Consider the following 25,247-nt stretch of genomic DNA (forward strand, 5'->3'; position numbering starts at 1 on the left):
TCAGCGCGCGGCCGCGCCTGCCCGCCGCTTCGTCCACACGTCGAAGGCGACCGCCGCGAGCAGGACGATGCCCTTGACCAGCATGACGCGCTCGCTCGGCGAGCCGATGAGCGACATGCCGTTGTTGATCACACCCATGATCAGGCCGCCGGTGATGGCGCCGACGACCTTGCCGACGCCGCCCTGGACGGCCGCGCCGCCGATGAAGGCCGCGGCGATGGCGTCCAGCTCGAACGAGTTGCCGGCCGTCGGACCGGCCTGGTTGAGCCGGCCGGCGAAGATGATGCCGGCCACGGCCGCCAGCACGCCCATGTTGACGAAGATCCAGAACACCACGGACTTGACCTTGATGCCCGACAGGACCGCCGCCTGGAGGTTGCCGCCCACCGCGTAGATCCGGCGGCCGAAGACCGACCGGTTGGCCAGCAGCGAGTAGCCGAGCACCAGCAGGGCCAGCAGCACCAGCACCCACGGCAGGTTGCGGAAGCGCGCGAGCTGCACCACCACGGCCATGATGAGCACCGCCGCGGCGACGATCTTCAGGGCGAAGACCGGCAGCGGGTCGACGCTCTGGCCGTAGCCGGCGCGGGCGGTGCGGGTGCGCCACTGGGCGGTGGCCATGCCGACGATCGCCAGCACGCCGATCAGCAGACTGAACAGGTCGGCGCCGCCCAGCGGGCCGAGCCCGACGTTGCCCAGGTAGCTGTCGGTGAAGCCGTTGGACAGGGTCCGCACCGCGTCGGGAAACGGGCCGATGCCCTGGTTGCCGAGCACGGTCAGCGTGAGCGCCCGGAACAGCAGCATGCCGGCGAGCGTCACGATGAACGACGGGATGCCGAAGTAGGCGATCCAGTAGCCCTGCCAGGCCCCGATCAGGCCGCCCACCACCAGGGTGAGCACCAGCGCGATCGGCCAGGGGACACCGTAGTTCACCATCAGCACGGCCGACACGGCGCCCGTGACCGCCACCACCGAGCCGACCGACAGGTCGATGTGCCCGGCGATGATGATCAGGATCATGCCGATGGCCAGGATCAGGATGTAGGAGTTCTGGACGACGATGTTGGAGATGTTCTGCGGCTGGAGCAGGGCGCCGTCGGTCAGCACCGAGAACAGCACCACGATCAGCGCGAACGCGATGTAGATGCCGCTCTGGCGGATGTTGACGGACAGGCCGCCGAGCTTCAGCCGCCCGGGCGGGCTCTGCTCGCCCTTGTCGTCCCGTCCCGCACCCGCCTTGAGGTCGGCGGGGGTCGTACTGCTGCTCATCCGGACTTACTCCTGTCCCATGGTCATGTGATGCATCAGGCGTTCCTGCGTCGCCTCCTCGCGGGGCAGCTCACCGGTGACCCGGCCCTGCGACAGCGTGTAGATGCGGTCGCACAGGCCGAGCAGCTCCGGCAGCTCCGAGGAGATGACGAGCACCGCCTTCCCCTCGTCGGCGAGCTGGTTGATGATCGTGTAGATCTCGTACTTGGCGCCGACGTCGATGCCGCGGGTGGGCTCGTCGAGGATGAGCACGTCGGGATCCGTGTAGATCCACTTCGACAGCACGACCTTCTGCTGGTTGCCGCCGCTCAGCTTGCCCACGATGCTCTGCACGCTGGGCGCCTTGATGTTCATGCTGCGGCGGAACTCCTCGGCGACCTTGTACTCCTCGTTCTCGTTGACCCAGCCGTGCTTGCTGAGCCGGCTGCCGAGGCTGGCCGAGGAGATGTTCCGCCTGATGTCCTCGATGAGGTTGAGACCGTACCGCTTGCGGTCCTCCGTGGCGTACGCGATGCCGAGCCGCACCGCGTCCTGCACGTTGCGGATGTGCACCTCGCGGCCCTCCTTGTAGACGCGGCCGGAGATGCCGACGCCGTAGGTGCGGCCGAACAGGCTCATCGCCAGCTCGGTACGGCCGGCGCCCATGAGCCCGGCCAGGCCGACGATCTCGCCCCGGCGCAGCGTGAGGCTGGCCTTGGAGACGACCTGCCGGTCGGGCTGCGACGGGCTGTGCACCGTCCAGTCCTCCACCCGCAGGACCTCCTCGCCGATGTGCGGCTCGTGCGGCGGGAAGCGGTTGTCCAGGTCGCGGCCGACCATGCCGGAGATGATCCGGTCCTCGGTCACCTGGCCGCTCGCCATCTCCAGGGTCTCGATCGTCTGCCCGTCACGGATGATCGTGATCGAGTCGGCGATGTCGATGATCTCGTTCAGCTTGTGCGAGATGATCACGCAGGTGATGCCCTCGTCGCGCAGGCCGCGCAGCAGGTCGAGGAGGTGGGCCGAGTCCTGGTCGTTGAGCGCCGCGGTGGGCTCGTCCAGGATGAGCAGCTTCACCTCCTTCGACAGCGCCTTGGCGATCTCCACGAGCTGCTGCTTGCCCACGCCGATGTCGGCCACCTGCGTGACCGGGTTCTCCGCCAGGCCGACGCGCCGCAGCAGCTCGCCGGCCTGGTGGTTGGTGCGGTTCCAGTCGACGAGTCCGCGGCTGGCCCGCTCGTTGCCGAGGAAGATGTTCTCGGCGATGGACAGCTGCGGGCACAGCGCCAGCTCCTGGTGGATGATGACGATGCCGGCGTCCTCGCTGTCCTTGATTCCGCCGAACCGGCACAGCTCGCCGTCGAACTCGATCCGCCCCTCGTAGCTGCCGAACGGGTAGACCCCGGACAGCACCTTCATCAGCGTCGACTTGCCGGCGCCGTTCTCGCCGCAGATGGCGTGGATCTCGCCCCGGCGGACGGAGAGGCTCACCTCGTGGAGTGCGCGCACTCCGGGAAACGTCTTGGTGATGCCCCGCATGTGCAGGATGTCATCGGTCATCAAAGGTCCTTCCCGGTGGAGGTCAGCCGAGCTGGGCGGCGGTGTAGTAGCCCGTGTCCACCAGGGCCTTCTGGTAGTTGCTCTTGTCGACGATCATCGGGTCGAGGAGCTGGGCCGGGACGACCTTGTTGCCGTTGTCGTAGTCCTTGGTGTTGTTGACCGCGGGCTTGCCGCCCTTGAGGACCGTGTCGGCCATGGTGACCGTGATCTTGGCCAGCTCGCGGGTGTCCTTGAAGATGGTGGAGTACTGCTCGCCCGCGATGATCGACTTGACGGAGGCCAGCTCGGCGTCCTGGCCGGTCACGATCGGGTAGGGCTGGCCGGCGGTGCCGTAGCCGTTGCTCTTGAGCGCCGACAGGATGCCGATGGACAGGCCGTCGTACGGGGAGAGCACGCCGTCGACCTTGCTGTCACCGGAGTAGGTCTTGGTGAGGATGTCCTCCATGCGCTTCTGCGCGGTGGCCGGGTCCCAGCGCAGGATGGCGACGGTCTTGAAGTCGGTCTGGCCGCTCTTGACCTTGATCGTGCCCTTGTCGATGTACGGCTTGAGCACGGACATGGCGCCGTTGAAGAAGAACGTGGCGTTGTTGTCGTCGGGGGAGCCGGCGAACAGCTCGACGTTGAACGGGCCCTTGGCGCTGCCCTCGGAGCCGTCGGCGTTGAGCACCTTGAGGCCGACGAGCAGGGAGGTGGCCTGCTGGACGCCGACCTTGAAGTTGTCGAAGGTCGTGTAGTAGTCGACGTTCGGGCTGTTGCGGATCAGGCGGTCGTAGGAGATGACCGGGATCTTGTTGTCGGCGGCCTGCTGGAGCTGCGTGGTCAGGGCGGTGCCGTCGATCGAGGCGATGATCAGGAGCTTGGCGCCCTTGGTGATCTGGTTCTCGATCTGGTTGACCTGGGTGGGGATGTCGTTCTCCGCGTACTGGAGGTCGACCTTGTAGCCGAGCTTCTCCAGGCTGGACTTGACGTTGTCCCCGTCGTGGATCCACCGCTCGGAGGACCTGGTCGGCATGGTCACGCCGATCAGGGCGCCGCTGGTGGTGCCGGAGGACGCCTGCTTGTCGACGGTCTTCTCACTCGATCCGCACGCCGCGACGGTGGCGGTGAGTGCGAGGGCTGAGACGACCGTCGCGATCCGTCCGAATCTCATGTGTGTGTCTCCTTGCGAGGTTGCGCGTACGCGAAGGGGCCGCCGGACCTCCGGCCACAGCGGGGGGTACCTCTCCCGCGAGTGGCGCGGCGGGAGCGGTGGGTCGTCGTGTCCCCGGCACGGGAGCGTCCTGATGGACGCTCCGATGGAATGGTCCGAAACCCACGTGCCGTGGACCGACCTGCGGTAGGATAAGCCCGGTTTGTGGCATTTCGTGACACCCCACCTGCGTTGATCGCCGTTGAGGACAACGTGCCTAAGGCCATGAGTGTTATCGCTAACAATTTGCCTGTCAACGGTGTGCGATAACGTCTCGGAAACAGACCATTCACATTCCGGGTCGCTCTTGTGCCTGGTAGAGGACGTGTGAGGCCCGGTTCCGCCACCGAAACCGGCCCTCCGGGGCCCTGGGCAGGCGATCATCCCATGTGAGCGAGAACACGCGGCCCGCGAGAGCGGCTTCGGGCTCGGCGGGAGCCCGTAAGGTGTGGTGTGCGCGTCCGCGCGGTGTGCCGTAGTGTTCGCGGGTCTTCGGTCTTCGCGGGTCCTCGGACTTCGCGGGTCTTCGGTCTTCGCGGGTCCTCGCAGGACTTCGCGCACGAGCGGGCGGGAGGTGAGGATGGCGCGCATCGTCTTCGTCGGCGCCGGTCACGTCGAACTCGTGCGCAGGGTGCTCTCCGACCTGTTCCTCGCCTCCTCGCTGCGGGGCCGCCTGGAGATCGTGCTGCACGACGACGACCCCGCCCACCTGGCCACGTCCGAGGCGCTGGTGCGCGCGCTCGACGCCGAGGCCGGCTCGGCGGCCGTGGTCACCGCCTGCCCCGACCGGCGGCGCGCCCTCGACGGCGCCGACTTCGTGATCAGCTACGTCGACCGGGGCGGGTTCACGGCCTCGCTGCGCGACTTCGAGATCCCCCGCAGGTACGGCCTGCGCCAGACGATCGGCGACACCATCGGCGTCGGCGGCATCTTCCGCGGCCTGCGCGCCATCCCCTTCTTCGTCGAGCTGGGCCGCGAGATGGCCGAGCTGTGCCCGGAGGCGTGGCTGCTGAGCTGCAGCGACCCCATGGCCATGATCGGCTGGGCGGTGGAGGAGGCCACGAAGTTCGAGCGTTTCGCCGGGGTGTGTCACGCCGTCTGCGACACCCACGCCTACCTGGCCGACCTCGTCGGCCGCGACCTCGACGAGGTGACGTTCCTCAGCGCCGGCCTCAACCACCAGTCGTTCGTGCTGCGGTTCGAGGCCGGGGGCCGCTCGCTCTACCCGGAGCTCGACGCGCTGCTGGCCGCCGACCCCGACCTGGGGCGGCATGTCCGGACCGAGATGTACCGCCGCTTCGGCCACTTCCCGACGCAGTCCAGCGAGCACGCCGCCGAGTACGTCCCGTGGTTCATGCGGCACGCCGAGGAGACCGAGCGCCTGGGCGTGCAGATGGAGGAGTACCTGCGCCGCCTCGGTCAGGACATGCACACGTACGAGGAGACGCGCCGCGCGCTGTCGGCCGGCCGTCCGCAGCTGATCAGGTGGCAGCACCAGGAGCCGGCCGCCGCCGCGATCCTCGCCACGCTGACCGGCCGGGAGAAGGAGGTCTACGTCAACGTCCGCAACCGCGGCCTGATCGGCAACCTGCCGGAGGACTGCTGCGTCGAGGTGCCCGCCACGGTCGACGCCACGGGCATCCACCCCCGGCCGGTGGGCGACCTGCCGATCCAGCTCGTGGCGCTGCACCGGACGTTCCTCAACGTCGTGGAGCTGACCGTGCGCGCCGTGCTCGACGGCGACCGGCGGCACGTCCACCACGCGGCGATGCTCGACCCGAACACCGCGGCGACCCTGCCGCTGCCCGCCATCGAGGCGATGTGCGACGAGCTGATCGACGCGCACGGGGAGTTGCTGCCGGAGGCGATCCGCCGATGATGGAGTCGATGCCGACCGAGGTCCGCCGTGAGCGCATGCTCGGCATGCTCATGGAGCAGGAGTTCGCCCGGGTGGCCGAGCTCGCCGAGGCGTTCGGCGTGTCCACCGTGACCGTCCGGGCCGACCTCGACGCGCTGGAGGAGCAGGGCCGGGTGCGCCGGGTGCGCGGGGGAGCGGTGGCGGCCGGGTCGCCGCCGCGCGTCGAGCCGTCGTTCGAGCTGTCGCTCGGCACCGCCGCCGTGGAGAAGGCACTGATCGGCAAGGCGGCGGCGCGGCTGGTCGCCTCGGGCGAGAGCGTGCTCATGGGGGCCGGCACCACCACCGCGTACGTGGCCAGGGAGCTGGTCGCCCGCGCCGACCTCACCGAGGTCACGATCTTCACCAACGGGCTGCGCACGGCCCTGGAGCTGGAGCCCGCGCTGCCCCGCTTCGCCGTCGTCGTCACCGGCGGCAGCCTCCGCCGCCAGCAGCACTCCCTGGTCGACCCGCTCGGCACCCGCATCCTGGAGGGCATCAGGGCCGACACGGTGTTCCTGGGCTGCGGCGGCGTCCACCCGGAGGCCGGCATCACGAACGTCAACCTGCCCGACGCCGAGATGAAGCAGCGAATGCTGCGCGCGGCCGGCCGCCGCGTGGTGGTCGCCGACTCCTCCAAGCTCGGCAAGGTGGAGATGGCGCCGGTCTGCCCGCTGTCCGAGGTGGACCTGCTCATCACCGGCGAGTCCGCCGACGCGTCGGCGGTGGCGGTCCTGCGCGAGCGCGGCCTCAAGGTCGACCTCGTCGGCTGACGCGCGAACGCCCGCCCGGTCGTCCGGGCGGGCGTTCGCGGGGCTGGGCGGGCGTGGCCGGGCGGGGTGGCGTCAGTCCGCGAGAGTGACGCGCAGGGCCTCCGGCAGCAGGTCGCCGTGGGCGAGCGTCAGGTCGTCGCACATCCGCCAGATCGCGTCCAGCGACAGCGTGGCCGAGGCGTTCGGGTCGGCCATCACCGCGTGCCGCACGTGCTCGGGCCGCCCCTCCTCCGCCGCCCGCACGGTCAGCTCGTTGACGTTCACGTACGACCGGTTGAGGGCCGCGCACTGCGGCGGCAGCGCGCCCACCCGGGTCGGCATGACCCCCGAGGCGTCCACGGCGCAGGGCACCTCGACCACGCAGCCGGGCGGCAGGTTCGAGATGAGGCCGTCGTTGACCACGTTGCCGTACACCACGCGCGGCACGCCGGTCACCAGGCTGTGGATGATCTGCGGCGCGTACTCGCCGGTGCCCTCGACGGACAGCTCCCCGCCGTGCCGCACGGTGTCGCGGGTGCGCTGGTACTCGCGGATGTTCTCCTCGCTGATGCCGACGTACGCGCCGACCGGGATGCGCAGCCGGTCGATCTCGGCGTCGTGGTGCAGCAGCCACGGCACGTACTCGGAGGAGTGCTCGCTGGTCTCGGTCGGGTAGTGCCCGAGCCGCCGGTACATCTCCACCCGGACCCGCCGGCGCAGCTGCGGATCGGCCTCCACCGCCGCGTCGAGCCGCCGGTACAGGTCGGCGCCCTCGTGCTCGAACCGCAGCACCCACGCCTGGTGGTTGACGCCCGCCGCCAGGTAGGTGATCTCCTCGTACGGCACCTTCAGCAGCTCGGCCAGGTCGTGCATCGTCCAGTACACCGAGTGGCAGAGGCCGACCACGCGCCGCACCCTGCTCGCCAGGTACCAGACGTTCATGGCCATCGGGTTGGTGTAGTTGAGCAGCAGGGCGTCCGGGCAGACGGCGCCGATGTCGGTGGCCAGCGCGTCCAGCACGGGGAACGTGCGCAGGGCGCGGAAGACGCCGCCCACGCCGATCGTGTCGGCGATCGTCTGGCGCAGGCCGTAGCGGGCGGGGATCTCGAAGTCGGTGACGGTCGCGTCGTGCCCGCCTACCTGGATCATGTTGATCACGAAGTCGGCGCCGTCGAGCGCGGCCCGCCGGTCGAGGCTCGCGGTGATCTCGGGTCGGGCGCCGCGGGCGGCGGCGATGCGGTGGGCCACCGCCTCGGCCACCTCCAGCCGCTCCGGGTCGATGTCGTGCAGCGCGATCCGGACCTCCCGCAGCTCCGGATAGGCGAGCAGGTCGGCGATCAGGCCGTGCGTGAACACGACGCTGCCCGCGCCGATGAAGACGATCTTCGGGTTTCTCATGAGGTGGCTTCCTCCCAGGTCGGCTGCGCCGCTGTGCCCCCCGCGGCTCGGGTGGAGAGGGTGCCGCAGGCCACGGCCACCTCAAGGCTCCGCCGTACGGGCAGGCCACGCAGACGGGACGCGATCAGGCCCGCGTCGAAGCTGTCTCCCGCGCCGACCGTGTCCACGACCACGGCCGGGCCGGGGTGAGCCTGCGGCGGCGGGGCCGGAACGCGGAGCGGCTCGCCGTCCACGATCGTCAGGGCGCCCTCGGCCCCGCACTTGACCACCGGCGTCGTGCCCCGCGCGGCCAGCTCGCGCAGCGCATGCCCGAGTTCGGACACGCCCGCGATGGCCAGGGCCTCGCGCTCGTTGGGCAGCAGGACGCCGGTCAGCGGCAGCACCTCCTCCAGCCCGTCCCAGCGGCCGGACGGGTCGTCGTTGGTGTCGAGCGAGGTGGTGGCGCTGGCGGCGCGGGCCGCCCGGAACAGGTCCGGCACCCCCTCGGCCAGGCGCGGCTGGAGGTAGAACGAGGAGACGTGCACGTGCGCCACGCGCGCGAGGAGCTCGGGCGGCACGTCGCCGGCGGACGTCCGGCCGAGGCAGCCGGGCGCGGTCAGGATCGCCCGGTCCTGCCCGTCGGCCAGGACGACGGTGAGCGCGGTCGCCGCGCCGGGCTCGACCACACAGGCGGAGACGTCCACCCCGCGGCGTCTGAGCGTGTCGAGCACGAACGCGCCGGCCGGGTCGTCGCCCACCCGGCCGGCGAAGGCGACCCGCAGGCCGAGCCGGGCGGCGCCGCACGCGGTGATCGCGCCGGAGCCGCCGAGCACCAGGTCGCCGGCGTCCACCAGCTCCTCGCGCTGGCCGAAGGCGGGGCGGCGGGGCGCCCCCGAGACGATCACGTCCGGGTTGGCGTCGCCGACGACGAGTAGATCGAAGTCCGAGAGGGCCATGAGGAGGACAGTCCCAGGACCTTCGTTCTCTTGTCAATACTTTCGAAATGCACCCGGTATTGCCGACTAACGGAGGATCAGGCGAAGGTATTGACAAGCTTTCGAAAGACGCCATGATGGGCTGAACCACGGCCGCTCCACCGGCCCGCCCCGCCCCCAGGAGGTTCGGAGATGCTGCGACGACCGGGCGCCCGCACCGCGCCCGCCGGGGTCCCACCGGCGGGCGGCACCGGTCCACCTCCGGGACCCGCCGCCGGCCCGGCGCCGGCCCGTCACGGGCCCGGCTCCGCTGGACCCGCCTCCGCTGGATCGGGTCACCGGCGAGCGCCCGGCACGCGCGGAGACGGACGGCTCGCCGCCGCCTTCCTCGCGCCCGTGCTGCTCGGATTCGGCCTGTTCTACCTGTATCCGGCGCTGCGCGGCGCCTGGTACTCGATGACCGACTGGAACCTGCTGTCACCAGCGCGCTTCGTCGGCCTCGACAACTACGCCCGGCTCGTCCAGGACCCGTTGTTCTGGAACTCGCTCAAGGTCACCGCAGGGTACGTCATCCTCAACCTCGGCATTCAGCTCCTCGCCGGCCTCGGCCTCGCCACGCTGCTGCACCGGCTGACCCGCTCCCTGGCGCTCCGCTCCCTGCTCCTCGTCCCCTGGCTGGTGCCCAGCGTGACCACCGGCCTACTGTGGATGTGGCTGCTCGACGCCAACCTCGGCTTCGTCAACCACCTGCTGACCTCCGTCGGCCTGCCCAACCAGGGCTTCCTCACCTCCCCGGACCTGGCGCTGCCCAGCGTGGCCGTCATCACCTCGTGGAGCGGCACCGGCTACACGGCGCTGCTGCTGTACGCGGGGATGCTGCTGGTGCCCCGGCACATCTACGAGGCGGCGGCCCTCGACGGCTCCGGCGAGGTCCGCACCTTCTTCCGCGTCACGCTGCCGCTGATGCGGCCCATCCTCGCGTTCGTGCTCGTGGTGTCGCTCATCGACTCGTTCCAGCTCTTCGACGCCGTCGCCGTCACCACCAAGGGCGGCCCCGTCAACGCCACCCGTGTCGTCTACTACTACATCTACGAGCAGGCGTTCACCCACTTCAAGATGGGCTACGCCTCCGCGCTGGCGCTGAGCCTCGTGCTCGTCCTCGGCGTGCTGACCTTCGTCCAGATGCGCCTGCTGCGCGCCTCCACCTCGGACCTCGCGTGAACAGACCTCTCCGGGGCCGGATCGGCCGCCCGATCGCCTGGGCCTGCCTGATCCTCGCCATCGTGATCTCCCTCTTCCCGCTCTACTGGATGCTCCGCACGGCGATCACCCCGGGCCGCGAGCTGACCGGGGACACCGCCGGGCTGCTGCCCCGGCACCCCACGCTGTTCAACTTCCAGCGGGTGCTCGGCCTGGCCGACCGGGAGGAGGCGCGGGCGGCCGGCGGCTCCGGCGCCGACCTCGACTTCTTCCTCTACCTGCGCAACTCCGTCCTCTACACCGGGCTCATCACCGCCGTGCAGACCATCCTGTGCGCGATGGCCGGCTACGCCTTCGCCCGGCTCCGCTTCCCCGGCCGGGATCTGCTGTTCGGGGTGTTCGTCGCGGCCCTCATGGTGCCGCCGATCTTCACGCTGCTGCCCAACTTCGTGCTCGTCAAGGAGCTCGGCTGGCTCGACACCTTCCAGGGTCTCGTCGCGCCCAGCATGCTCATGACGCCGTTCGCGGTGTTCTTCCTGCGCCAGTTCTTCCTCGGCGTGCCGCGCGACGTCGAGCAGGCCGCCCTCATCGACGGCGCGGGCAAGGGCCTCATCTTCTGGCGGGTGGTGCTGCCGATGAGCCGTGGGCCGCTGCTCACCCTGGCCCTCACCACCGCGGTCTGGACCTGGAACGACTACCTGTGGCCGCTGCTGGTGGCCCCCGGCGAGGAGACCCGGGTGCTGACGGCGGCGCTCGGCATCTTCCTCAAGCAGTCACCGAACACCGCGCCGGACTGGACCGGCCTCATGGCCGGCTCCGCCCTGTCGATCATCCCCGTGCTGCTGCTCGTGGTCTTCTTCGGCCGCCGGCTCGTGGACTCCATCCAGTTCTCCGGCATGAAAGGTTAGCGATGAAAAAGGCGCATCTGGCGGCGGGCGCGCTGCTGCTGCTCACGGCGGCCTGCGGCGGCGGCTCGGGCGGCTCCGGCTCGGCGGACGGTCCGGTCACGCTCTCGTACGCTCTCTTCGACGACGCCCAGCAGGCCGGCTACCAGCGGTGCGCCGACGCCTTCCAGCAGGCGAACCCCGGGATCACCATCAAGATCACGCAGGCCGCGTGGGACCAGTACTGGCAGAACCTCACCACCCAGATGGTCTCCGGCAGCGCCCCCGACGTGATCACCATGCAGGCGTCGTACTATCCGCAGTTCGTCAAGAACGGCCAGCTCCTCGACATCGAGCCCATGGTGCGGGCCGACAAGGTGGACCTCGGCCAGTACCGGCCCGGCCTGGCCGAGCTGTGGCTCAAGGACGGCAAGAGGTACGGCCTGCCCAAGGACTGGGACACGATCGCGATCATCTACAACGCCACCCTCGCCAAGAAGGCCAAGCTCGACCTGAGCGACCTCACCTGGAACCCCCAGGACGGCGGCACCTTCGAGAAGGCCATCGCCAAGCTCACCGTCGACACCTCCGGCCGCCACGGCGACGAGCCCGGGTTCGACAAGTCCAAGGTCGCCGTGTACGGCATCACCCCGGAGCTCAAGGACGACGGCCTGGGCCAGAACGGCTGGGGCGACCTGGCCGTCTCCAACGGCTTCTCCTACATCGACAAGAACCCGTTCGGCACCCGCTACTTCTACGACGACCCCAAGCTGGCCGAGACCATCACCTGGTTCAAGGGGCTGATGGACAAGGGGTACGCGGCGCCGTACGACAAGGTCAGCTCGCTCGGCCCCGACGCGGTGCTCGGCTCCGGCAAGGCGGCGCTCGGCATCACCGGCTCCTGGACGATCAAGTCGTACCTGGAGTCCACGGAGCAGAAGTTCGCCTTCGCCCCGCTGCCGACCGGCCCCCAGGGCCGCAAGTCCGCCTTCAACGGCCTGGCTGACAGCATCTACGCGGGCACCAAGCACCCCGAGGCGGCCTGGAAGTGGGTGAAGTTCCTCGGCTCCACCGGCTGCCAGGACATCATCGCGGACAGCGCCGTGGTCTTCCCCGCCATCTCCTCGTCCACCCAGCGCGCGATCGCGGCGCACAAGGCGGCGCACCGGGACATCAGCGCCTTCACCACGGTGGCCGACGCGCCCGGCGAGACGTTCCTGCTGCCGGTCAGCGACCACGCCGACGAGATCAACCAGATCGTGCTCACGGCGCTGGAGGAGGTCTGGCTCGGCCAGAAGGACGCCCGCACCGCCCTGACCACGGCCAACCAGCAGGTCAACGCCCTCTTCGCAAGCGACTGACGGGGCTGCGGCATGCCTCGGTTCCGGGCCTGGCGGGCCGTGGCATGGTGGCCGTAGAAGGCCCTCCGTGGGCGGGGAACGGACGAGGAGATCCTGATGCGCACGTGGCTCACCGAACGGTTCGATCTGGCCGTTCCCCTGGTCGGGGCGCCCATGGCCGGGGTGGGAGGGGGCCGGCTGGCCGCGGCCGTGTCCGCCGCCGGGGCGCTCGGCATGTTCGGCGTGCCCTCCGCCGCCGGGCCCGAGTGGATCGCGGAGCAGGCGGCCGTCGCCGCGGCGGGCGGCCGGCCGTACGGGATCGGGCTCCTGGCGTGGGCGCTGCCCGGCAAGCCCGGCCAGTTCCAGGCCGTCCTCGACGCGCGGCCCGCGATCGTGTCGGTGAGCTTCGGCCCGTACGAGCGCTACGTCGGCGAGCTGCGGGAGGCCGGCATCACGGTCGTCACCCAGGCCGGCACCACCCAGGAGGCGCGCGCCGCCGAGCAGGCCGGGGTGGACGCCGTGGTGGCCCGCGGTGGCGAGGGCGGCGGCCACGGACGCGGCGAGGTGGCCACGCTGCCGCTCCTGGAGGGGGTGCTCGACGCGGTGCGGATACCGGTCCTCGCCGCCGGGGGCATCGCCACGGCCCGTGGGCTCGCCGCCGTGCTGGCGGCCGGCGCCGAGGGGGCCTGGACGGGCACCGCGTTCATGGGCTGCGCCGAGACGACGATCTCGGAGGCGGCCACGCGGCGCCTGCTGGAGGCGGGGGAGACCGACACCGCCTACGGGCGGGTGTTCGACGTGGCGCAGCGGCTCGACTGGCCGGTCGAGTACGGCGGGCGGGCCCTGCGCAACGCCTTCTTCGAGCGGTGGGCGGGCCGGGAGGACGAGCTCGCCGCCGACGAGGACGCGCGCGCCGCCCTGGAGGCGGCCCGGCGGGACGAGGACTTCGACACCGCCTTCGTCTACGTGGGCCAGGGGGTCGGCCTGGTGCGGGAGCGCCGCACGGCGGCCGACGTGGTCGCCGGCTTCGCCGCCGCCGAGAAACTTCTGCGCCGCTTCGCCCGGTAGGCGTCTGGTGGATTCAGGAAGTACGTACTATTCTCCTTCTTTACTATGAAGGACGTAGATATTTACCGGCGCGACCCGGACGGCTCCCTCTATGACCCCCGCGTCAGGGCCGCGATGGCCCAGTTCGCCGACGGCGACGGCGACCTGCCGGCGTTCGAGGCGGCCACCGCCGTCCGCACCGCCCACCACGCCGTCGAGCGCATGCGCGCCCACGGCGCCCAGGGCCGGGGGCTGAGCGCGGGCGCGCTCGACCTGCTGGTCCGCCTGAACGACGGCGAGCGGGGCGTCAGCATCGGCGAGCTGGCCAGGGCCGCCGGGGTCAGCTCCCGCAACGTCACCGGACTGGTCGACACGCTGGAGCAGAACGGGCTGGTCCGCCGGGTGCCCGATCCGGGGGACCGGCGCTCGGTCCTGGCCCAGATCACCCCCGCCGGGCGGGCCTGGATCGAGGCGTTCCGCAAGCCGGCGCAGCTCGCCATGCGGGCGATGTTCCACGGCTTCGGCCCCGAGGAGCTGGCCGTCCTCCGCGACCTGTGCCTCCGGCTGGCCGCCAATCAGCGACGCCTCGCCGACCGCCTCCAGCGGAACGCACAGGAGTCATGACCCCCGGATCGAGCCGTGAGAGACCGCATCCACCCTTCCACCGTTCGTCCTGAGAGGAGCTACCCGGCGTCATGGCCACCATTCGCCACGAGATCGTCATCGACGCGTCGCCCGAGCACATCTGGGACGTGCTGCGCGACGTCGGAGCCGTGCACGAGCGCCTGCTGCCGGGCCGGGTCGCCGGCACCCGGCTCGACGGCGACCAGCGGTTCCTGACCTTTCCCGACGGACACGTCATCCGGGAGCTGATCGTCGCGATCGACGACGACGCCCGCCGCCTGGCCTACTCCGTCGTCGACGGCGCGAGGCCGCCGCTGGAGCACCACCACGCCTCCTTCGAGGTCCACCCGGAGGGCGATCGGGCGGGCCGGCTCGTCTGGACCACCGACGTGCTGCCTCACGCGCGGGCCGCCGAGGTCCGCGTGCGTGTCGAACACGGCGCGCGGGAGATGAAGCAGGCCGTCGAGGCCGCGGCACATGCCTGATGACCTTCCTCGAATACCCGCGCTGACCTGGGGAAACGCCGATGCTCCGGTGGTTGTCAGAGCGGGTGTGGTATGTGGTAGGCTCATCGAAGTTGCAGTGTGGTACCCATGAACGTGTGTGCGCCTGACGGGATCCGACCCATCGGGCGCATTTTGTTTGCCGGTCATTTCCGGACGGGACATCGCGGCGACGTGGGGCTCGTGAGGTGCGAGTCCCGGCTCTGCGCCTATCGAAGGAGATTGACATGGCGACCGGTACCGTGAAGTGGTTCAACGCTGAAAAGGGCTTCGGCTTCATCGAGCAGGACGGCGGCGGCGCCGACGTCTTCGCTCACTACTCGAACATCGCCGGCCGCGGCTTCCGCGAGCTGCACGAGGGCCAGAAGGTCAGCTTCGACATCACCCAGGGCCAGAAGGGCCCGCAGGCGGAGAACATCACCCCCGCCTGACCCTTCCCGGGGTGACGCCTCCCCGCCCGGCGCGTTCCGCCCGGGCCTGAGGCACGACCTGAGCGAGCCGGTCCCGCGCCTGAAGAAGGCGAGGGGCCGGCTCGTGGCGTCTCGACGGTCGTTCGGCCATCACCTGGTGACAGCCGCCGCGGCGGGCGCCGGATGGGCGGAGGAGGTGCGGGACCGCCCCACGGTGAGCCGCTCGCCGGCCCAGAGCGCGAGTGCCCCCGCCGACAGCACGGCCCCCAGCACGCTCACCCCGGACCATCCGGCGTGCGCCCAGACCAGCGAGGTCAGCGCCGAGCCCGCCGCCCCTCCGGCGAAGTAGGACGTCATGAACGCGGAGTTGACCCGGTTGCGCGCCTCGGGGCGCAGCGCGTACACGACGTTCTGGTTGCTGTTGAGCACGGCCTGCTGGGCGAGGTCCAGCACCACCACGCCCACGACCAGCCAGAGCAGGGACCGCCCGCCCAGGCCGATCGGCAGCCACGACGCCAGCATCAGCGCCGCCCCGGCCGCCGTGATCTTCTGCACGTGGCCGCGGTCCGCCAGCCGTCCCGCCACCGACGCCGCCAGCGCGCCCGCCGCCGCGGCCAGCCCGAACAGGCCGATCGCCGACTCCGTCCACCCGTACGCCGGCCCGGCCAGCAGGAACGTCAGCGCCGTCCACAGCACGCTGAACGAGGCCAGCGCCATGGCGGCGATCCCGGCCCGCCACCGCAGCACCGGCTCCGAGCGCAGCAGCCCGAGCGTGGAGCGCAGCAGGGCCGGATAGCTCAGCCCCGCCGAGGTGCGCAGCCGCGGCAGGAACACCCGCAGCAGCACGGCCATCAGCGCCATCAGCCCGGCCTGCACCCAGTACGCGGTCCGCCAGCCGCCCAGGTCCGCCAGCGTCCCCGACGCGGTCCGCGCCAGCAGCAGCCCCAGCACCAGGCCGGTCATCACGGTGCCGACCACCCGGCCGCGCTCGGCGGGCCGGGCCAGTGTCGCCGCGAACGGCACCACCACCTGGGCTCCCACCGAGGTCAGCGCGGCCAGCACCGTGCCCGCCAGGAGGGCCGCGCCGCTCGTCGCGGTGGCCGACACCAGCAGGAACACCGAGGTCGCCGCGTAGAGGATCATCGCCAGCCGCCTGCGCTCCACCAGGTCGCCGAGCGGCACCAGCAGGATCAGCCCGAGCCCGTACCCGAGCTGCGCGGCCGTCACCACCAGCGCCGCGACCGACGGCGACAGCCCGAGCTCCCCGCCGATCAGGTCCAGCAGCGGATGGGCGAGGTAGTTGCCCGCCACCGCGAGCCCGGTGGCCGCCGACATCAGCAGCAGCAGTCCCCGCGACAGACGCCCGTCGCCGCGGTCCATGAAGGTCTTCGTCATGCCGTCCAGCGTGGCGGAGCCGACATCGATGAGTCCAACACATGTTCGTCATCCGATCCATCGTGCGTCACGATGAATCCGTGGACCTCCAGCAGATGCGTTACGTCGTCGCCGTCGCCGAGACGGGTGGCTTCACCCGCGCCGCCGAGCGCTGTCTCGTCGTCCAGTCGGCACTCAGCCACCAGATCGCCCGCCTCGAACGCGAGCTGGGCGCGCGGCTGTTCGACCGGACCAGCCGTCGCGTCAGCCTGACCCCCGCCGGGGAGGCGTTCCTGCCCGCCGCCCGCCAGGCGCTCGACGCCGCCGACCGGGCCCGCGCCGAGGTCGCGGCGGCGGCGGGGGAGATCCGGGGCCGGCTGGCGATCGGCGTCATCCCCACGGTGGCCGCCGTCGACCTGCCCCGGGAGCTGAAGGACTTCCACGCCCGCCATCCCCGCGTGCGGGTGACGCTCCGCACCGGCACCAGCGAGGAGCTGACCGAGCGGGTCCGGCAGGGCGGGCTGGACGTGGCGTTCCTCGGGCTGCCGCGCGCGGGCCGGCCCAAGGGCGTGCGCGCCCGGGAGCTGGCCCGCGGCGAGCTGGTTGCGGTCGTCGCGCCGGGCCACCCGCTGACCGGTCAGGACGGCGTGGACCTGCGCCGGCTGGCCGAGGAGACGTTCGTCGACTTCCCGGCGGGCACGGCCGGGCGCGCCCAGTCGGACGAGGCGTTCGAGGCGGCGGGGATCCAGCGCGAGGTGGCGTTCGAGGTGACCGCGGTGGACTTCATGGCGCGGCTGGTCAGGGAGGGGCTCGGCGTGGCGATGATGCCCGCCGCGTTCGTGCCGCAGGTGCCGGGCCTGGCCGTGCTGCGGGTGCGCGACGCGCCCGGCCGCGTGGAGTATCTGGCCTGGAGCCGCTTGCGCCCGGCCCCGGCCGCCGCGGCCTTCCTCACCGGCCTCGGCGTCCCTGCGGAGGACCAGGACGGCTGAACGTTGCGGGCTGGAGGAGCGCCTGAGACGGCTGAACGGTTACGGGGTGCGGAGCGCCTGCACGGCGTCGTCCACCGTGCCGTACGTCTGGAAGCGCTTGTCCAGGCCCGTCACGTGCAGCAGCCGTGCCATGCGCGGCCCGATGCCGCTCAGCACCGCCCGGCCGCCCGCGCCCGCCGCGCCGTTGATCGCGGACACCAGGACGCTCAGCCCGGTGGAGTCGCAGAAGTCGACGGCCAGCATGTCGATCACCAGCAGCGGCGGCCCGTCCGGCCCGCCGGACACCGCGTCGCCCACGGCGTGGCGCAGCTCTCCCGCCGTGGCGATGTCGAGCTCGCCGGCCAGCGCGATGACGGTCACCCCGTCGTGCCGGTCGGAGGTCCAGGAGAAGCCGGTCCGTCTCGCGCCCGCGCGTTCCACGTCTTTCGGCCCCTCCCACCGCCGCGACCCGGCGGTCCTGCACTGTGCGCTTATGGCGCATACGTTCCGACACACCATGATTGCACAGCGCGAGAGAACGGCGGAACCTCCGGTGACAGGCGCGTCCGGCGGGTTTCGGACCGCCGAAGCCCGCCAACGGCTGAGCAAATCGTCGGTGATGAATTGGTTGACGATGATTCGGCGTGTGGGTACGTTCTCAGGCGTGTGAACGTTGCCACACGGGGCAGCGCCACGTCGCCATCCATAGAACGTCTCGGGTGCACCGCTTGACCCCGCGCGTGAAGGGCGAACCGCATATGAGATCTCGTCTTGGCCGATGGACCTTCGTACCGCTGTCACTGGCGCTCACCGTCACCGCGTGCGCCAAGGGTACCGGCGGCGGGCCCCAACCCTCCCAGACCGCCACGTTCGACCCGTCCGCGAAGTTCCAGGGCACGTTGACGGTCATGGGCTTCGGCGGCGAGGACGAGATCGGCCAGGTCCGGGTCGACCGCGCCAAGGCGTCCCTCGGCGGGGCGGAGGTGAAGATCGTCAAGGGTGACCTCGACATCCAGCAGTTCCTCTCCGCGGTCGCCGCCGGCTCCGCGCCCGACCTCGTGTACGCCAACCGCGACCAGATCGGCACCTTCGCCTCGCGCGGCGCTATCGTCCCCCTGACGGACTGCGTCAAGGGCGAGCGGATCGACACCTCGATGTACAACAGGAACGCCCTGGCCCAGGTCACCTTCGGCGGCAAGGTCTACGCCATCCCCGAGTTCAACCAGGTCCAGATCACGATGGCCGACTCCTCGTTACTGGAGAAGGCCGGGCTGACGATCAACGACGTCAACGGCTCCAACTGGGACTCCGTCACCGCCGCGACCAAGAAGCTCCTCCAGGCGCCCGGCGGCAAGCTCAAGGTGATCGGCTTCGACAGCAAGCTGCCCGAGTTCCTGCCCCTGTGGGCCAAGGCCAACGGCGCCGACCTGCTGTCCGCCGACGGCAGGACCGCCCAGCTCAACAGCCCGCAGGTGGTCAAGGCCCTGGAGTTCGCGGTCGGGGTCTACGACGCGCAGGGCGGCTTCGCCAAGGTCAAGGCGGCGCGCGACTCGGCCGACTTCTTCGGCAAAGGCAACCAGTTCGCCAAGCACGAGCTGGGCGCCATGCCGATGGAGCAGTGGTACCTCAACGTGCTCAACGACGTCTCGCCCAAGGCCACCCTGGCCTTCGGCACCTTCCGCACCCCGCAGGGCGAGCCGATCGCGTACTCCTCCGGCTCCTCCTGGGCCATCCCCAAGGGCGCCAAGAACCCGCAGGCCGCCTGCCGCTTCGCCAAGACCATGACGCTCGTGGAGAGCTGGAAGGCCGCCGCCGAGGCCCGGGTGGCCAAGCGAAAGCAGGACGGCAAGCCGTTCACCGGCATCCTCACCGGCAACGTCCGCGCCGACGAGGAGGTCAGGAAGATGGTCACCTCGGGCGGCGAGCCGTGGGACTCCGGTGTGAAGGCCTTCTACGAGGCCAACGAGCACACCTTCAGCCTGCCGGCCAACCCGGCCGACTCCGAGTTCAAGACGGCCTGGCAGGACGCGGTCAACCGGGTGCTCAACGGCCAGGACAAGCCGCAGCAGGCCCTCGACGAGGCCCAGCAGGAAGCGCAGGCGGCGCTGGACAAGGCGTGGGCCACCTGGTCCAAGAAGACGAACTGATCCGCGCGACCTGACATGTCCTTCTCCGCTCGCAAGCACGCGGACCGCCCGTCCCAGTGGCGGTCGATGCGGTGGATCGAGACCCGGGCGGCCCTGCTGTTCATCAGTCCGTGGCTGCTCGGGTTCCTGATCTTCACCGCCTGGCCGATCATCTACAGCGCCTACCTGTCGCTGACCGACTACGACGTCATCAACGACCCGTCGTTCATCGGCTTCGACAACTACGTGGCGCTGTTCGAGGACCCCAAGGTGGGGCTGGCCATCCGCAACACGTTCCTGTTCGCCGTCATGTCGGTGCCGACGCAGCTCGTCGTCGCCCTCGGCCTGGCCCTGCTGCTCAACAGCGCCGCCAAGCCGACGGGCTTCTTCCGCACCGCCTTCTTCCTGCCGAAGATGACGCCCCCGGTGGCCGTCGGCGTGCTGCTGCTCATGCTGTTCAACGGCCAGAACGGCCTGATCAACAGCGTGCTCGGGATCTTCGGCATCGACGGGCCCGCCTGGACCACCGACCCCGACTGGGTCAAGCCCGGGCTGGTCCTCATGGGTCTGTGGACCGTCGGCGCGTCGGTCATCATCATCCTGGCCGCCCTGCGCGGGGTGCCGCAGGAGCTGTACGACTCGGCGATGGTGGACGGCGCCGGCTGGTGGCGGCGCACACTGCGCATCACGGTCCCGATGATCAGCCCGACGCTGTTCTTCCTGTTCATCGTGGACAGCATCCACGCCCTGCAGTCGTTCACCGAGGCGTACACCGCCTTCTTCGGCTCGGGCAACACCACCTACAGCAACGACGCCGCGCTGTTCTACGCCATCTACCTGTTCCAGCAGGCCTTCCAGTTCCTGCACATGGGCTACGCCTCGGCCCTGGCCTGGCTGCTGTTCGTCGTCATCATGGCGATCACCGCCGTGCAGATCCTGTTGACCAGGCGATACGTGCACTACGAGGGGGAGGGCGGGTCATGAGGAGGGCCGGGCTGATCCTGACCTGGGCCGCGCTCGGCCTGCTCACGATCGCCTTCATCTACCCGTTCGTCTGGCTGCTGAGCGCGTCGTTCAAGCCGCGCAGCGAGGTGTTCGACCACCGGCTCATCCCCGAGACGTTCACCTTCGACAACTACATCCAGGTGTGGCGCGAGGCGCCGCTCGCGCTGTGGATGTTCAACACCCTGTTCGTGACGGTCCTCGCGGCGGTCACGGTCACCGTCACCAGCGCCATGGTGGCGTGGGGCTTCGCCTACTTCCGCTTCCCCGGCCGGGGGGCGCTGTTCGGGGTGCTGCTCGGCACCATGATGCTGCCGGGCGCCGTCACCATGATCCCGACGTTCCTCATCTGGAACTCGCTCGGCATGGTCGACACCCTGACCCCGCTGTGGGCGCAGAACCTGTTCGGCAGCGCCTTCTATGTCTTCCTGCTGCGCCAGTTCTTCCTCGGTCTGCCGCGCGAGCCGTTCGAGGCGGCGAAGATCGACGGCGCGAACAACTGGACGATCTTCACCCGCATGGCGCTGCCGCTGTGCCGGCCGGCGATCGTGATGACGCTGCTGTTCGAGTTCCAGGCCGCCTGGACCGACCTGATGCGGCCGCTGATCTACCTGCGCGACTCCTCCACCTTCACCGTGCCGCGCGGTCTGAAGGCGCTGCTCGACCAGTTCGGCTTCGGCGGCGAGTGGCACTGGGAGATCGTCATGACCGCCAGCGTCATCACCACCATCCCGATGATCATCCTGTTCTTCTTCGGTCAGAAGCACTTCGTCAAGGGCATCGCCACGTCGGGCGGAAAGTGATGGCGTTCCCCGTCGTCGCGCCCGCACCATCAAGGGCTCCGGCCGCTACCACGCCATGCTCATCGCCGGGGGCGGCCAGCCCCCCGGCCCCGCCCCGGATCGAGGCCTTCGGGTAACCCATGCACATCACCACCACCGGCGACGCCTTCGGCGTGCGCGCCGACACCTACACCCTGACCGTCTCCAGGACCGCGCCGCGGGCCGAGCTCGACGGCTGGGGCACCCTGAGCCTGCTCGCCTGCGTCAACACCACCGACCGGCGCGACGAGACGTACGAGACGCTGCCACCCGTCCTCGTCGCCGAGGAGGAGGGGCGGGCGGTCTTCGAGATCGCCCAGCGCACCGCCGTGTGGGGCGCCAAGACCGTCCGCCTGGTGTGCGAGCCGGACGCGGTCGCGGTGGAGGTCAGCGTCGAGGGCGAGGCCGCCATCGGCGACGTGACGCTGCTCGGCGGCCGGGCCGTGCTCAACACCGGGCCCGCGGGAACGTTCCGCTCGCACATCCGGGCCCGCAGCGTCTTCAACCCCACACCCACCCAGCCGATCCAGGTCGTGCGGCCGGCCGGCGAGCCCGTGACGCTCGGCGTGATCGGCGACGCCGACCCCGGCCGCCTGCACGCCGTCTTCTCGCCGCCGCCGCTGGTGCTGGCCTTCGGCAGGGAGCCGGCCGGCACCCGTCCCGGGCGGGCGACCCGGGTGCCCGGCGGGCCGTGGCTCGGCGTCTCGGTCCGCGCCGGCGTGGCCGGACTGACGTTCACGCAGTTCGGGTACGAGCCGCTCGACGGCGGGGCGCTGCTCCGCCTCGACTACGAGGGCCACACCCTGACCCACGGCGCCTGGACGTCGCCCGCCATCGTCATCCACCCGGCCGCCTCGCCGTGGGAGGCGATCGGCCGCCACCGCGCCGACCTGGTCTCGCACGGCCTGGCTCCCGAGGGGCCCGCGCACCCGGCGCACGACTGGTGGCGCGGGGTCATCTTCTGCGGCTGGGGCGCCCAGTGCGCGCGGGCCGGCGACGGCGTCACGCCCATGCAGCTCTCCCGCCAGGACCTGTACGACGAGTGGCTCGCCCGGCTGGAGGAGCACGGCATCGCGCCGGGCACGATCGTGGTGGACGACCGGTGGCAGGCCCACTACGGCCGGCCGGAGCCCGACCCCGAGCGGTGGCCGCGGATGCGCGAGTGGATCGCCGAGAGGCACGGGCGCGGGCAGCGGGTGCTGCTGTGGTGGCGGGCCTGGGCGCCGCACGGGCTGCCCGCCGAGGAGTGCGTCACCGACCCCGCCGGCCGTCCGGTCGCCGCCGACCCGACCAACCCCGTCTACCGGCGCCGCCTGGCCGGCACCGTGACGGAGATGCTCACGGGGCTCGGCGCCGACGGGCTGAAGATCGACTTCACGCAGTGGTTCCCGAGCGGCTCGCACCTGCGCGCGTACGGGACGAACTGGGGCATCTCTCTGCTGCACGAGATGCTCGCCACCATGTACGACGCCGCCAAGCGCGCCAAGCCGGACGCCCTCATGATCACCCACACGCCGCACCCCGCGTTCGCGGACGTGACCGACATGATCCGGCTCAACGACGTGCTGGAGACCGACCCCCGGGGCCGTCCCGTGCCCGCCGTGGACCAGCTCCGCTTCCGGCACGCGGTCGCCACCGCCGCCATGCCCGGCCACCTCGTCGACACCGACCAGTGGCCGATGCGCACCAAGGCCGACTGGCTCGCCTACGCCCAGGCGCAGCCCGAGTACGGGGTGCCCGCGCTGTACTACGTGGAGGCCATCGACAGCACCGGGGAGGAGATCACCGGCGAGGACCTCCGCCTCGTCGCCAAGTGGTGGGGCCTGTGACCGAGGCCGCCCCCGCTCTCCGGCAGGCCGAGATCGTCGTCCACGGCGCCACTTCGGGCGGGGTGCGCGCGGCCGTCGCCGCGGCCCGCCTCGGCCTCGACGCCGTCCTGGTCGAGCCGGGCCGGCACGTCGGGGGCATGACCTCCGGCGGCCTCGGCCGCACCGACGTCGGCGATCCGCGGGTGCTCGGCGGGTGCTCGGCGGGATGGCCGCCGGGTTCTGGCAGGCGGCCGGACCTTCCGGAACGGCTCAGGGCCGCGGGGCAGGTGCCGGCGCTGTAGCGGCCGGCGGCCCGGGGGTGGGGGCGGGGGTGGTCGTGCCGGCCGGCGCGGCGTGCGCCGGTGTCACGCCGGTGGCCGGCGGCGGGCAGGTGGGCTCGGCGAGGGCGAGGACGGCGCGCACGAACGGCGGGAGGACGCCGCGCAGCACGTTGGCCTCGTGCGCCTCCGCCCGCGCCAGCGCCTCCACCACGTCCGGCACCGCTACGCCCGAGACCGATACGCCCGAGACCGGTACGCCCGGCACCGCCACGCCCGAGGCTGCCGGGTCCGGCATCGGCCCTGGAGCCGCCGCGTCCCGCACCGGCCGGTCCGGGTGCTCGGTGGCGGGGAGGGCGGCCAGGAGGTCGAGGGCCGTCAGGGCGGCCGTGGCCGTGTCGCGGGCGGCGGCGGCCCACCGGCGCAGCTCCTCGCCGATCCGTCCCGGCGTGGCCTCCGGCAGCGCCGCCAGCCGCTCCAGCTCCCCGCGCAGTCGTACGGCGGCCTCGGCGTCGCCCGCGAGGGCGGAGGCGCACAGGCCGGACAGCGCCGGGCTCTGGTCGGCGCCGGGCGGCCAGGAGGAGCAGGCGTCCACCAGCGGCGACAGCTCGGCCGCCCCCGGCACGAGCCGCACCGCCCGCCGGTGGGAGCGCGCCGCGTCGTAGGCCGCGGGCTGCCAGGCGTAGTCGGCGACCGTGGCGAGCGCGAGCTGCGAGGCGGCGGCCTGCACCATCGGGTTGGCCGTGATCCCGGCCAGGGGCATGGTGTCGAGACCGGTGTCGAGACCGGTGTCGAGATCGGTGTCGCGGCCGGTCAGCGGTCCGAGGAAGACCCGGGCGAAGTCGAAGTCGTTGACCGGGAAGTTGTCCCACAGCGCCACGCGGTGCCCGTAGGAGGCCGCGGCGGCGGCGATCTCGTCGGCGGAGATCGACCCGACCACCACGTCCGAGCCGGTCCACCAGACCAGCACGCCGGCCGGAAGCTCCTCGGCCAGCCGGTCGCGGTAGGCGGTCCGGCCGGTCCCGGCGTAGTCGGTGGGCACCATCGTCAGGGGCCGCTCCGCGCCGCGGGGAGCCAGGAACTCCTCGGCGAAGTCGCGGCACACGGCGGCGTGCGCGCTCCCGCTCGCCCCGGGGCCGGTCCCGAAGGCCGCGCGGTCGGGCTCGTGCTCCAGCTCGGCCCGGATGTCGTCGAACAGCAGGGCGTACTCCCGCACGCCCGCCTCCCAGACCTGCGCCGCCTTGGCCCGCAGCGCGGCCCTCTCGGCCGGGTCGCTGTAGACCATCGACAGGCCGGGGCTCAGCGCGAACACGAACCGGACGTGCCGCGCCGCCGCCTCGGCCACCAGGTCGGCCAGCCGGGCCAGCTCGGTCTCCGGGTACGGGTCGCGCCAGCGCTCCCGGTGGAACGGGTCGTCCTTGGGGGCGTAGACGTACGTGTTGAGCTTGTTGCGGCCGGAGAAGCGCAGGTGCTCCAGGCGGTCGGCGTGGGACCAGGGGGTGCCGTAGAAGCCCTCGATGGTGCCCCGCAGCGGCAGGACGGGCCAGTCGCGCACGTCGGCGGCGGGCACGCACAGCGCGTGGGTCGCGCACGGCGCCATCACCAGGGAGATCAGGGTCTGCGCGCCGTAGAACGCCCCGGCGGGGTCGGCGCCGGTGATCAGCACCCCGTCCTCGCCGGTGGTGAGGGTGTAGCCCTCGGGCGGCAGGCCGGCGGCGGGATCGACGCGTAGGTCCACGCGCAGGGCGTTCGCCGCAGCCGTGGGAAGGGCGTCGAGGAGGGCGGCGACGGCCGTGGCCGTGCCGGGGGCGCCGTCGATGTGGAACGCCTCACACACCAGGTGGGGGAGGCCGATCGAGGCCTTCTGAGGGGTCGGGTTCACCCACTCCGGAGTCTCCATTGTGGGA

23 protein-coding genes are annotated in these 25,247 nt (G+C 71.4%); 15 read left to right on the top strand and 8 right to left on the bottom strand.

What is annotated here, in order from left to right:
- From mmsB to chvE, 3 genes are read right to left on the bottom strand one after another with little or no spacing between them, the layout of a single operon-like run.
- A complete protein-coding gene (mmsB, locus tag AB0H64_RS14010) occupies window positions 1–1,269 on the bottom strand; it encodes a multiple monosaccharide ABC transporter permease (RefSeq protein WP_357623714.1) in 1,269 nt (422 codons plus the stop codon).
- A gap of 6 nt (window positions 1,270–1,275) precedes the next feature.
- Window positions 1,276–2,808 (bottom strand): multiple monosaccharide ABC transporter ATP-binding protein, encoded by a 1,533-nt coding sequence (mmsA, locus tag AB0H64_RS14015; protein ID WP_357623716.1) that lies wholly within the window; start codon window positions 2,806–2,808, stop codon window positions 1,276–1,278.
- A gap of 22 nt (window positions 2,809–2,830) precedes the next feature.
- Window positions 2,831–3,958, bottom strand: coding sequence for a multiple monosaccharide ABC transporter substrate-binding protein (gene chvE, locus AB0H64_RS14020; protein WP_357623718.1), 1,128 nt, complete (start codon window positions 3,956–3,958; stop codon window positions 2,831–2,833).
- A gap of 619 nt (window positions 3,959–4,577) precedes the next feature.
- Here chvE and AB0H64_RS14025 point away from each other — a divergent pair.
- Window positions 4,578–5,876, top strand: a complete 1,299-nt coding sequence (locus AB0H64_RS14025) for an alpha-glucosidase/alpha-galactosidase (protein WP_357623720.1) — start codon at window positions 4,578–4,580, stop codon at window positions 5,874–5,876.
- 8 nt (window positions 5,877–5,884) lie between these two features.
- Window positions 5,885–6,664, top strand: a complete 780-nt coding sequence (locus AB0H64_RS14030) for a DeoR/GlpR family DNA-binding transcription regulator (protein ID WP_357623722.1) — start codon at window positions 5,885–5,887, stop codon at window positions 6,662–6,664.
- Between the two features lie 72 nt (window positions 6,665–6,736).
- Here the strand turns inward: AB0H64_RS14030 and AB0H64_RS14035 are convergent, their stop codons facing one another.
- Together AB0H64_RS14035 and AB0H64_RS14040 are read right to left on the bottom strand one after the other, a co-directional pair.
- Complete coding sequence (locus AB0H64_RS14035) at window positions 6,737–8,041, bottom strand: alpha-glucosidase/alpha-galactosidase (RefSeq protein WP_357623723.1); 1,305 nt, start codon at window positions 8,039–8,041, stop codon at window positions 6,737–6,739.
- On the bottom strand, window positions 8,038–8,976 hold the full coding sequence (locus AB0H64_RS14040) for a carbohydrate kinase family protein (RefSeq protein WP_357623724.1): 939 nt from the start codon (window positions 8,974–8,976) through the stop codon (window positions 8,038–8,040). The genes AB0H64_RS14035 and AB0H64_RS14040 overlap by 4 nt, the downstream gene beginning before the upstream one ends.
- A gap of 171 nt (window positions 8,977–9,147) precedes the next feature.
- On the opposite strand from AB0H64_RS14040, the gene AB0H64_RS14045 reads away from it, so the two are divergent.
- The 7 genes from AB0H64_RS14045 to AB0H64_RS14075 all read left to right on the top strand — a co-directional run bounded on the left by AB0H64_RS14045 (window position 9,148) and on the right by AB0H64_RS14075 (window position 14,984).
- Window positions 9,148–10,176, top strand: a complete 1,029-nt coding sequence (locus AB0H64_RS14045) for a sugar ABC transporter permease (protein ID WP_357623726.1) — start codon at window positions 9,148–9,150, stop codon at window positions 10,174–10,176.
- The gene (locus tag AB0H64_RS14050; protein WP_357623728.1) at window positions 10,173–11,063 is read left to right on the top strand and encodes a carbohydrate ABC transporter permease; all 891 of its coding nucleotides are present in this window, start codon (window positions 10,173–10,175) and stop codon (window positions 11,061–11,063) included. The genes AB0H64_RS14045 and AB0H64_RS14050 overlap by 4 nt, the downstream gene beginning before the upstream one ends.
- Before the next feature lie 2 nt (window positions 11,064–11,065).
- A complete protein-coding gene (locus tag AB0H64_RS14055) occupies window positions 11,066–12,400 on the top strand; it encodes a sugar ABC transporter substrate-binding protein (RefSeq protein ID WP_357623730.1) in 1,335 nt (444 codons plus the stop codon).
- Between the two features lie 96 nt (window positions 12,401–12,496).
- Complete coding sequence (locus tag AB0H64_RS14060) at window positions 12,497–13,447, top strand: nitronate monooxygenase (RefSeq protein WP_357623731.1); 951 nt, start codon at window positions 12,497–12,499, stop codon at window positions 13,445–13,447.
- Window positions 13,448–13,492: 45 nt separating this feature from the next.
- Window positions 13,493–14,050, top strand: coding sequence for a MarR family transcriptional regulator (locus AB0H64_RS14065; RefSeq protein ID WP_357623732.1), 558 nt, complete (start codon window positions 13,493–13,495; stop codon window positions 14,048–14,050).
- A 71-nt stretch (window positions 14,051–14,121) separates the two neighbouring features.
- Window positions 14,122–14,535: an SRPBCC family protein gene (locus AB0H64_RS14070; RefSeq protein ID WP_357623734.1), complete on the top strand. Its 414-nt coding sequence runs from the start codon at window positions 14,122–14,124 to the stop codon at window positions 14,533–14,535.
- A 245-nt stretch (window positions 14,536–14,780) separates the two neighbouring features.
- The gene (locus tag AB0H64_RS14075) at window positions 14,781–14,984 is read left to right on the top strand and encodes a cold-shock protein (RefSeq protein WP_175593730.1); all 204 of its coding nucleotides are present in this window, start codon (window positions 14,781–14,783) and stop codon (window positions 14,982–14,984) included.
- A gap of 129 nt (window positions 14,985–15,113) precedes the next feature.
- On the opposite strand, the gene AB0H64_RS14080 is transcribed toward AB0H64_RS14075, so the two are convergent.
- Entirely contained in the window at window positions 15,114–16,358 is a 1,245-nt protein-coding gene (locus AB0H64_RS14080) for an MFS transporter (RefSeq protein WP_357623736.1), read from the bottom strand.
- Between the two features lie 80 nt (window positions 16,359–16,438).
- Here AB0H64_RS14080 and AB0H64_RS14085 point away from each other — a divergent pair, with 80 nt between their 5' ends.
- Complete coding sequence (locus tag AB0H64_RS14085) at window positions 16,439–17,326, top strand: LysR family transcriptional regulator (RefSeq protein WP_357623738.1); 888 nt, start codon at window positions 16,439–16,441, stop codon at window positions 17,324–17,326.
- A 39-nt stretch (window positions 17,327–17,365) separates the two neighbouring features.
- Here the strand turns inward: AB0H64_RS14085 and AB0H64_RS14090 are convergent, their stop codons facing one another.
- Window positions 17,366–17,746, bottom strand: coding sequence for an STAS domain-containing protein (locus AB0H64_RS14090; RefSeq protein WP_357623740.1), 381 nt, complete (start codon window positions 17,744–17,746; stop codon window positions 17,366–17,368).
- A 317-nt stretch (window positions 17,747–18,063) separates the two neighbouring features.
- Here AB0H64_RS14090 and AB0H64_RS14095 point away from each other — a divergent pair, with 317 nt between their 5' ends.
- From AB0H64_RS14095 to AB0H64_RS14115, 5 genes are all read left to right on the top strand, one after another.
- Window positions 18,064–19,452, top strand: a complete 1,389-nt coding sequence (locus AB0H64_RS14095; RefSeq protein ID WP_357623741.1) for an extracellular solute-binding protein — start codon at window positions 18,064–18,066, stop codon at window positions 19,450–19,452.
- Window positions 19,453–19,467: 15 nt separating this feature from the next.
- A complete protein-coding gene (locus AB0H64_RS14100) occupies window positions 19,468–20,415 on the top strand; it encodes a sugar ABC transporter permease (RefSeq protein WP_357623742.1) in 948 nt (315 codons plus the stop codon).
- Window positions 20,412–21,236, top strand: coding sequence for a carbohydrate ABC transporter permease (locus AB0H64_RS14105; RefSeq protein WP_357623744.1), 825 nt, complete (start codon window positions 20,412–20,414; stop codon window positions 21,234–21,236). Before AB0H64_RS14100 ends, AB0H64_RS14105 begins: the two co-directional genes overlap by 4 nt.
- A 119-nt stretch (window positions 21,237–21,355) precedes the next feature.
- Window positions 21,356–23,083, top strand: coding sequence for a hypothetical protein (locus AB0H64_RS14110; protein ID WP_357623745.1), 1,728 nt, complete (start codon window positions 21,356–21,358; stop codon window positions 23,081–23,083).
- Window positions 23,080–23,364 carry an FAD-dependent oxidoreductase gene (locus AB0H64_RS14115; protein WP_357623747.1) on the top strand — a complete coding sequence of 95 codons (285 nt, stop codon included), beginning with the start codon at window positions 23,080–23,082 and terminating at the stop codon, window positions 23,362–23,364. The genes AB0H64_RS14110 and AB0H64_RS14115 overlap by 4 nt, the downstream gene beginning before the upstream one ends.
- Here AB0H64_RS14115 and AB0H64_RS14120 read toward each other — a convergent pair.
- Window positions 23,333–25,240, bottom strand: a complete 1,908-nt coding sequence (locus tag AB0H64_RS14120) for a beta-N-acetylglucosaminidase domain-containing protein (RefSeq protein ID WP_357623748.1) — start codon at window positions 25,238–25,240, stop codon at window positions 23,333–23,335. The two genes, AB0H64_RS14115 and AB0H64_RS14120, sit on opposite strands and share 32 nt — an antisense overlap.
- Between the last annotated feature and the right edge of the window lie 7 nt (window positions 25,241–25,247).

Origin of the sequence: Nonomuraea sp. NPDC050733 (assembly GCF_040654215.1) — a bacterium.
In the GTDB taxonomy this organism is placed as follows: Bacteria; Actinomycetota; Actinomycetes; order Streptosporangiales; family Streptosporangiaceae; genus Nonomuraea.

Excerpts from the sequence above, each read along its gene's own strand:
- mmsB (WP_357623714.1), bottom strand. The coding sequence starts at position 1,269 with ATGAGCAGCAGTACGACCCCCGCCGACCTCAAGGCGGGTGCGGGACGG.
- mmsA (WP_357623716.1), bottom strand. The coding sequence starts at position 2,808 with ATGACCGATGACATCCTGCACATGCGGGGCATCACCAAGACGTTTCCC.
- chvE (WP_357623718.1), bottom strand. The coding sequence starts at position 3,958 with ATGAGATTCGGACGGATCGCGACGGTCGTCTCAGCCCTCGCACTCACC.
- AB0H64_RS14025 (WP_357623720.1), top strand. The coding sequence starts at position 4,578 with ATGGCGCGCATCGTCTTCGTCGGCGCCGGTCACGTCGAACTCGTGCGC.
- AB0H64_RS14030 (WP_357623722.1), top strand. The coding sequence starts at position 5,885 with ATGCCGACCGAGGTCCGCCGTGAGCGCATGCTCGGCATGCTCATGGAG.
- AB0H64_RS14035 (WP_357623723.1), bottom strand. The coding sequence starts at position 8,041 with ATGAGAAACCCGAAGATCGTCTTCATCGGCGCGGGCAGCGTCGTGTTC.
- AB0H64_RS14040 (WP_357623724.1), bottom strand. The coding sequence starts at position 8,976 with ATGGCCCTCTCGGACTTCGATCTACTCGTCGTCGGCGACGCCAACCCG.
- AB0H64_RS14045 (WP_357623726.1), top strand. The coding sequence starts at position 9,148 with ATGCTGCGACGACCGGGCGCCCGCACCGCGCCCGCCGGGGTCCCACCG.
- AB0H64_RS14055 (WP_357623730.1), top strand. The coding sequence starts at position 11,066 with ATGAAAAAGGCGCATCTGGCGGCGGGCGCGCTGCTGCTGCTCACGGCG.
- AB0H64_RS14060 (WP_357623731.1), top strand. The coding sequence starts at position 12,497 with ATGCGCACGTGGCTCACCGAACGGTTCGATCTGGCCGTTCCCCTGGTC.
- AB0H64_RS14065 (WP_357623732.1), top strand. The coding sequence starts at position 13,493 with ATGAAGGACGTAGATATTTACCGGCGCGACCCGGACGGCTCCCTCTAT.
- AB0H64_RS14070 (WP_357623734.1), top strand. The coding sequence starts at position 14,122 with ATGGCCACCATTCGCCACGAGATCGTCATCGACGCGTCGCCCGAGCAC.
- AB0H64_RS14075 (WP_175593730.1), top strand. The coding sequence starts at position 14,781 with ATGGCGACCGGTACCGTGAAGTGGTTCAACGCTGAAAAGGGCTTCGGC.
- AB0H64_RS14080 (WP_357623736.1), bottom strand. The coding sequence starts at position 16,358 with ATGACGAAGACCTTCATGGACCGCGGCGACGGGCGTCTGTCGCGGGGA.
- AB0H64_RS14095 (WP_357623741.1), top strand. The coding sequence starts at position 18,064 with ATGAGATCTCGTCTTGGCCGATGGACCTTCGTACCGCTGTCACTGGCG.
- AB0H64_RS14100 (WP_357623742.1), top strand. The coding sequence starts at position 19,468 with ATGTCCTTCTCCGCTCGCAAGCACGCGGACCGCCCGTCCCAGTGGCGG.
- AB0H64_RS14105 (WP_357623744.1), top strand. The coding sequence starts at position 20,412 with ATGAGGAGGGCCGGGCTGATCCTGACCTGGGCCGCGCTCGGCCTGCTC.
- AB0H64_RS14110 (WP_357623745.1), top strand. The coding sequence starts at position 21,356 with ATGCACATCACCACCACCGGCGACGCCTTCGGCGTGCGCGCCGACACC.
- AB0H64_RS14120 (WP_357623748.1), bottom strand. The coding sequence starts at position 25,240 with ATGGAGACTCCGGAGTGGGTGAACCCGACCCCTCAGAAGGCCTCGATC.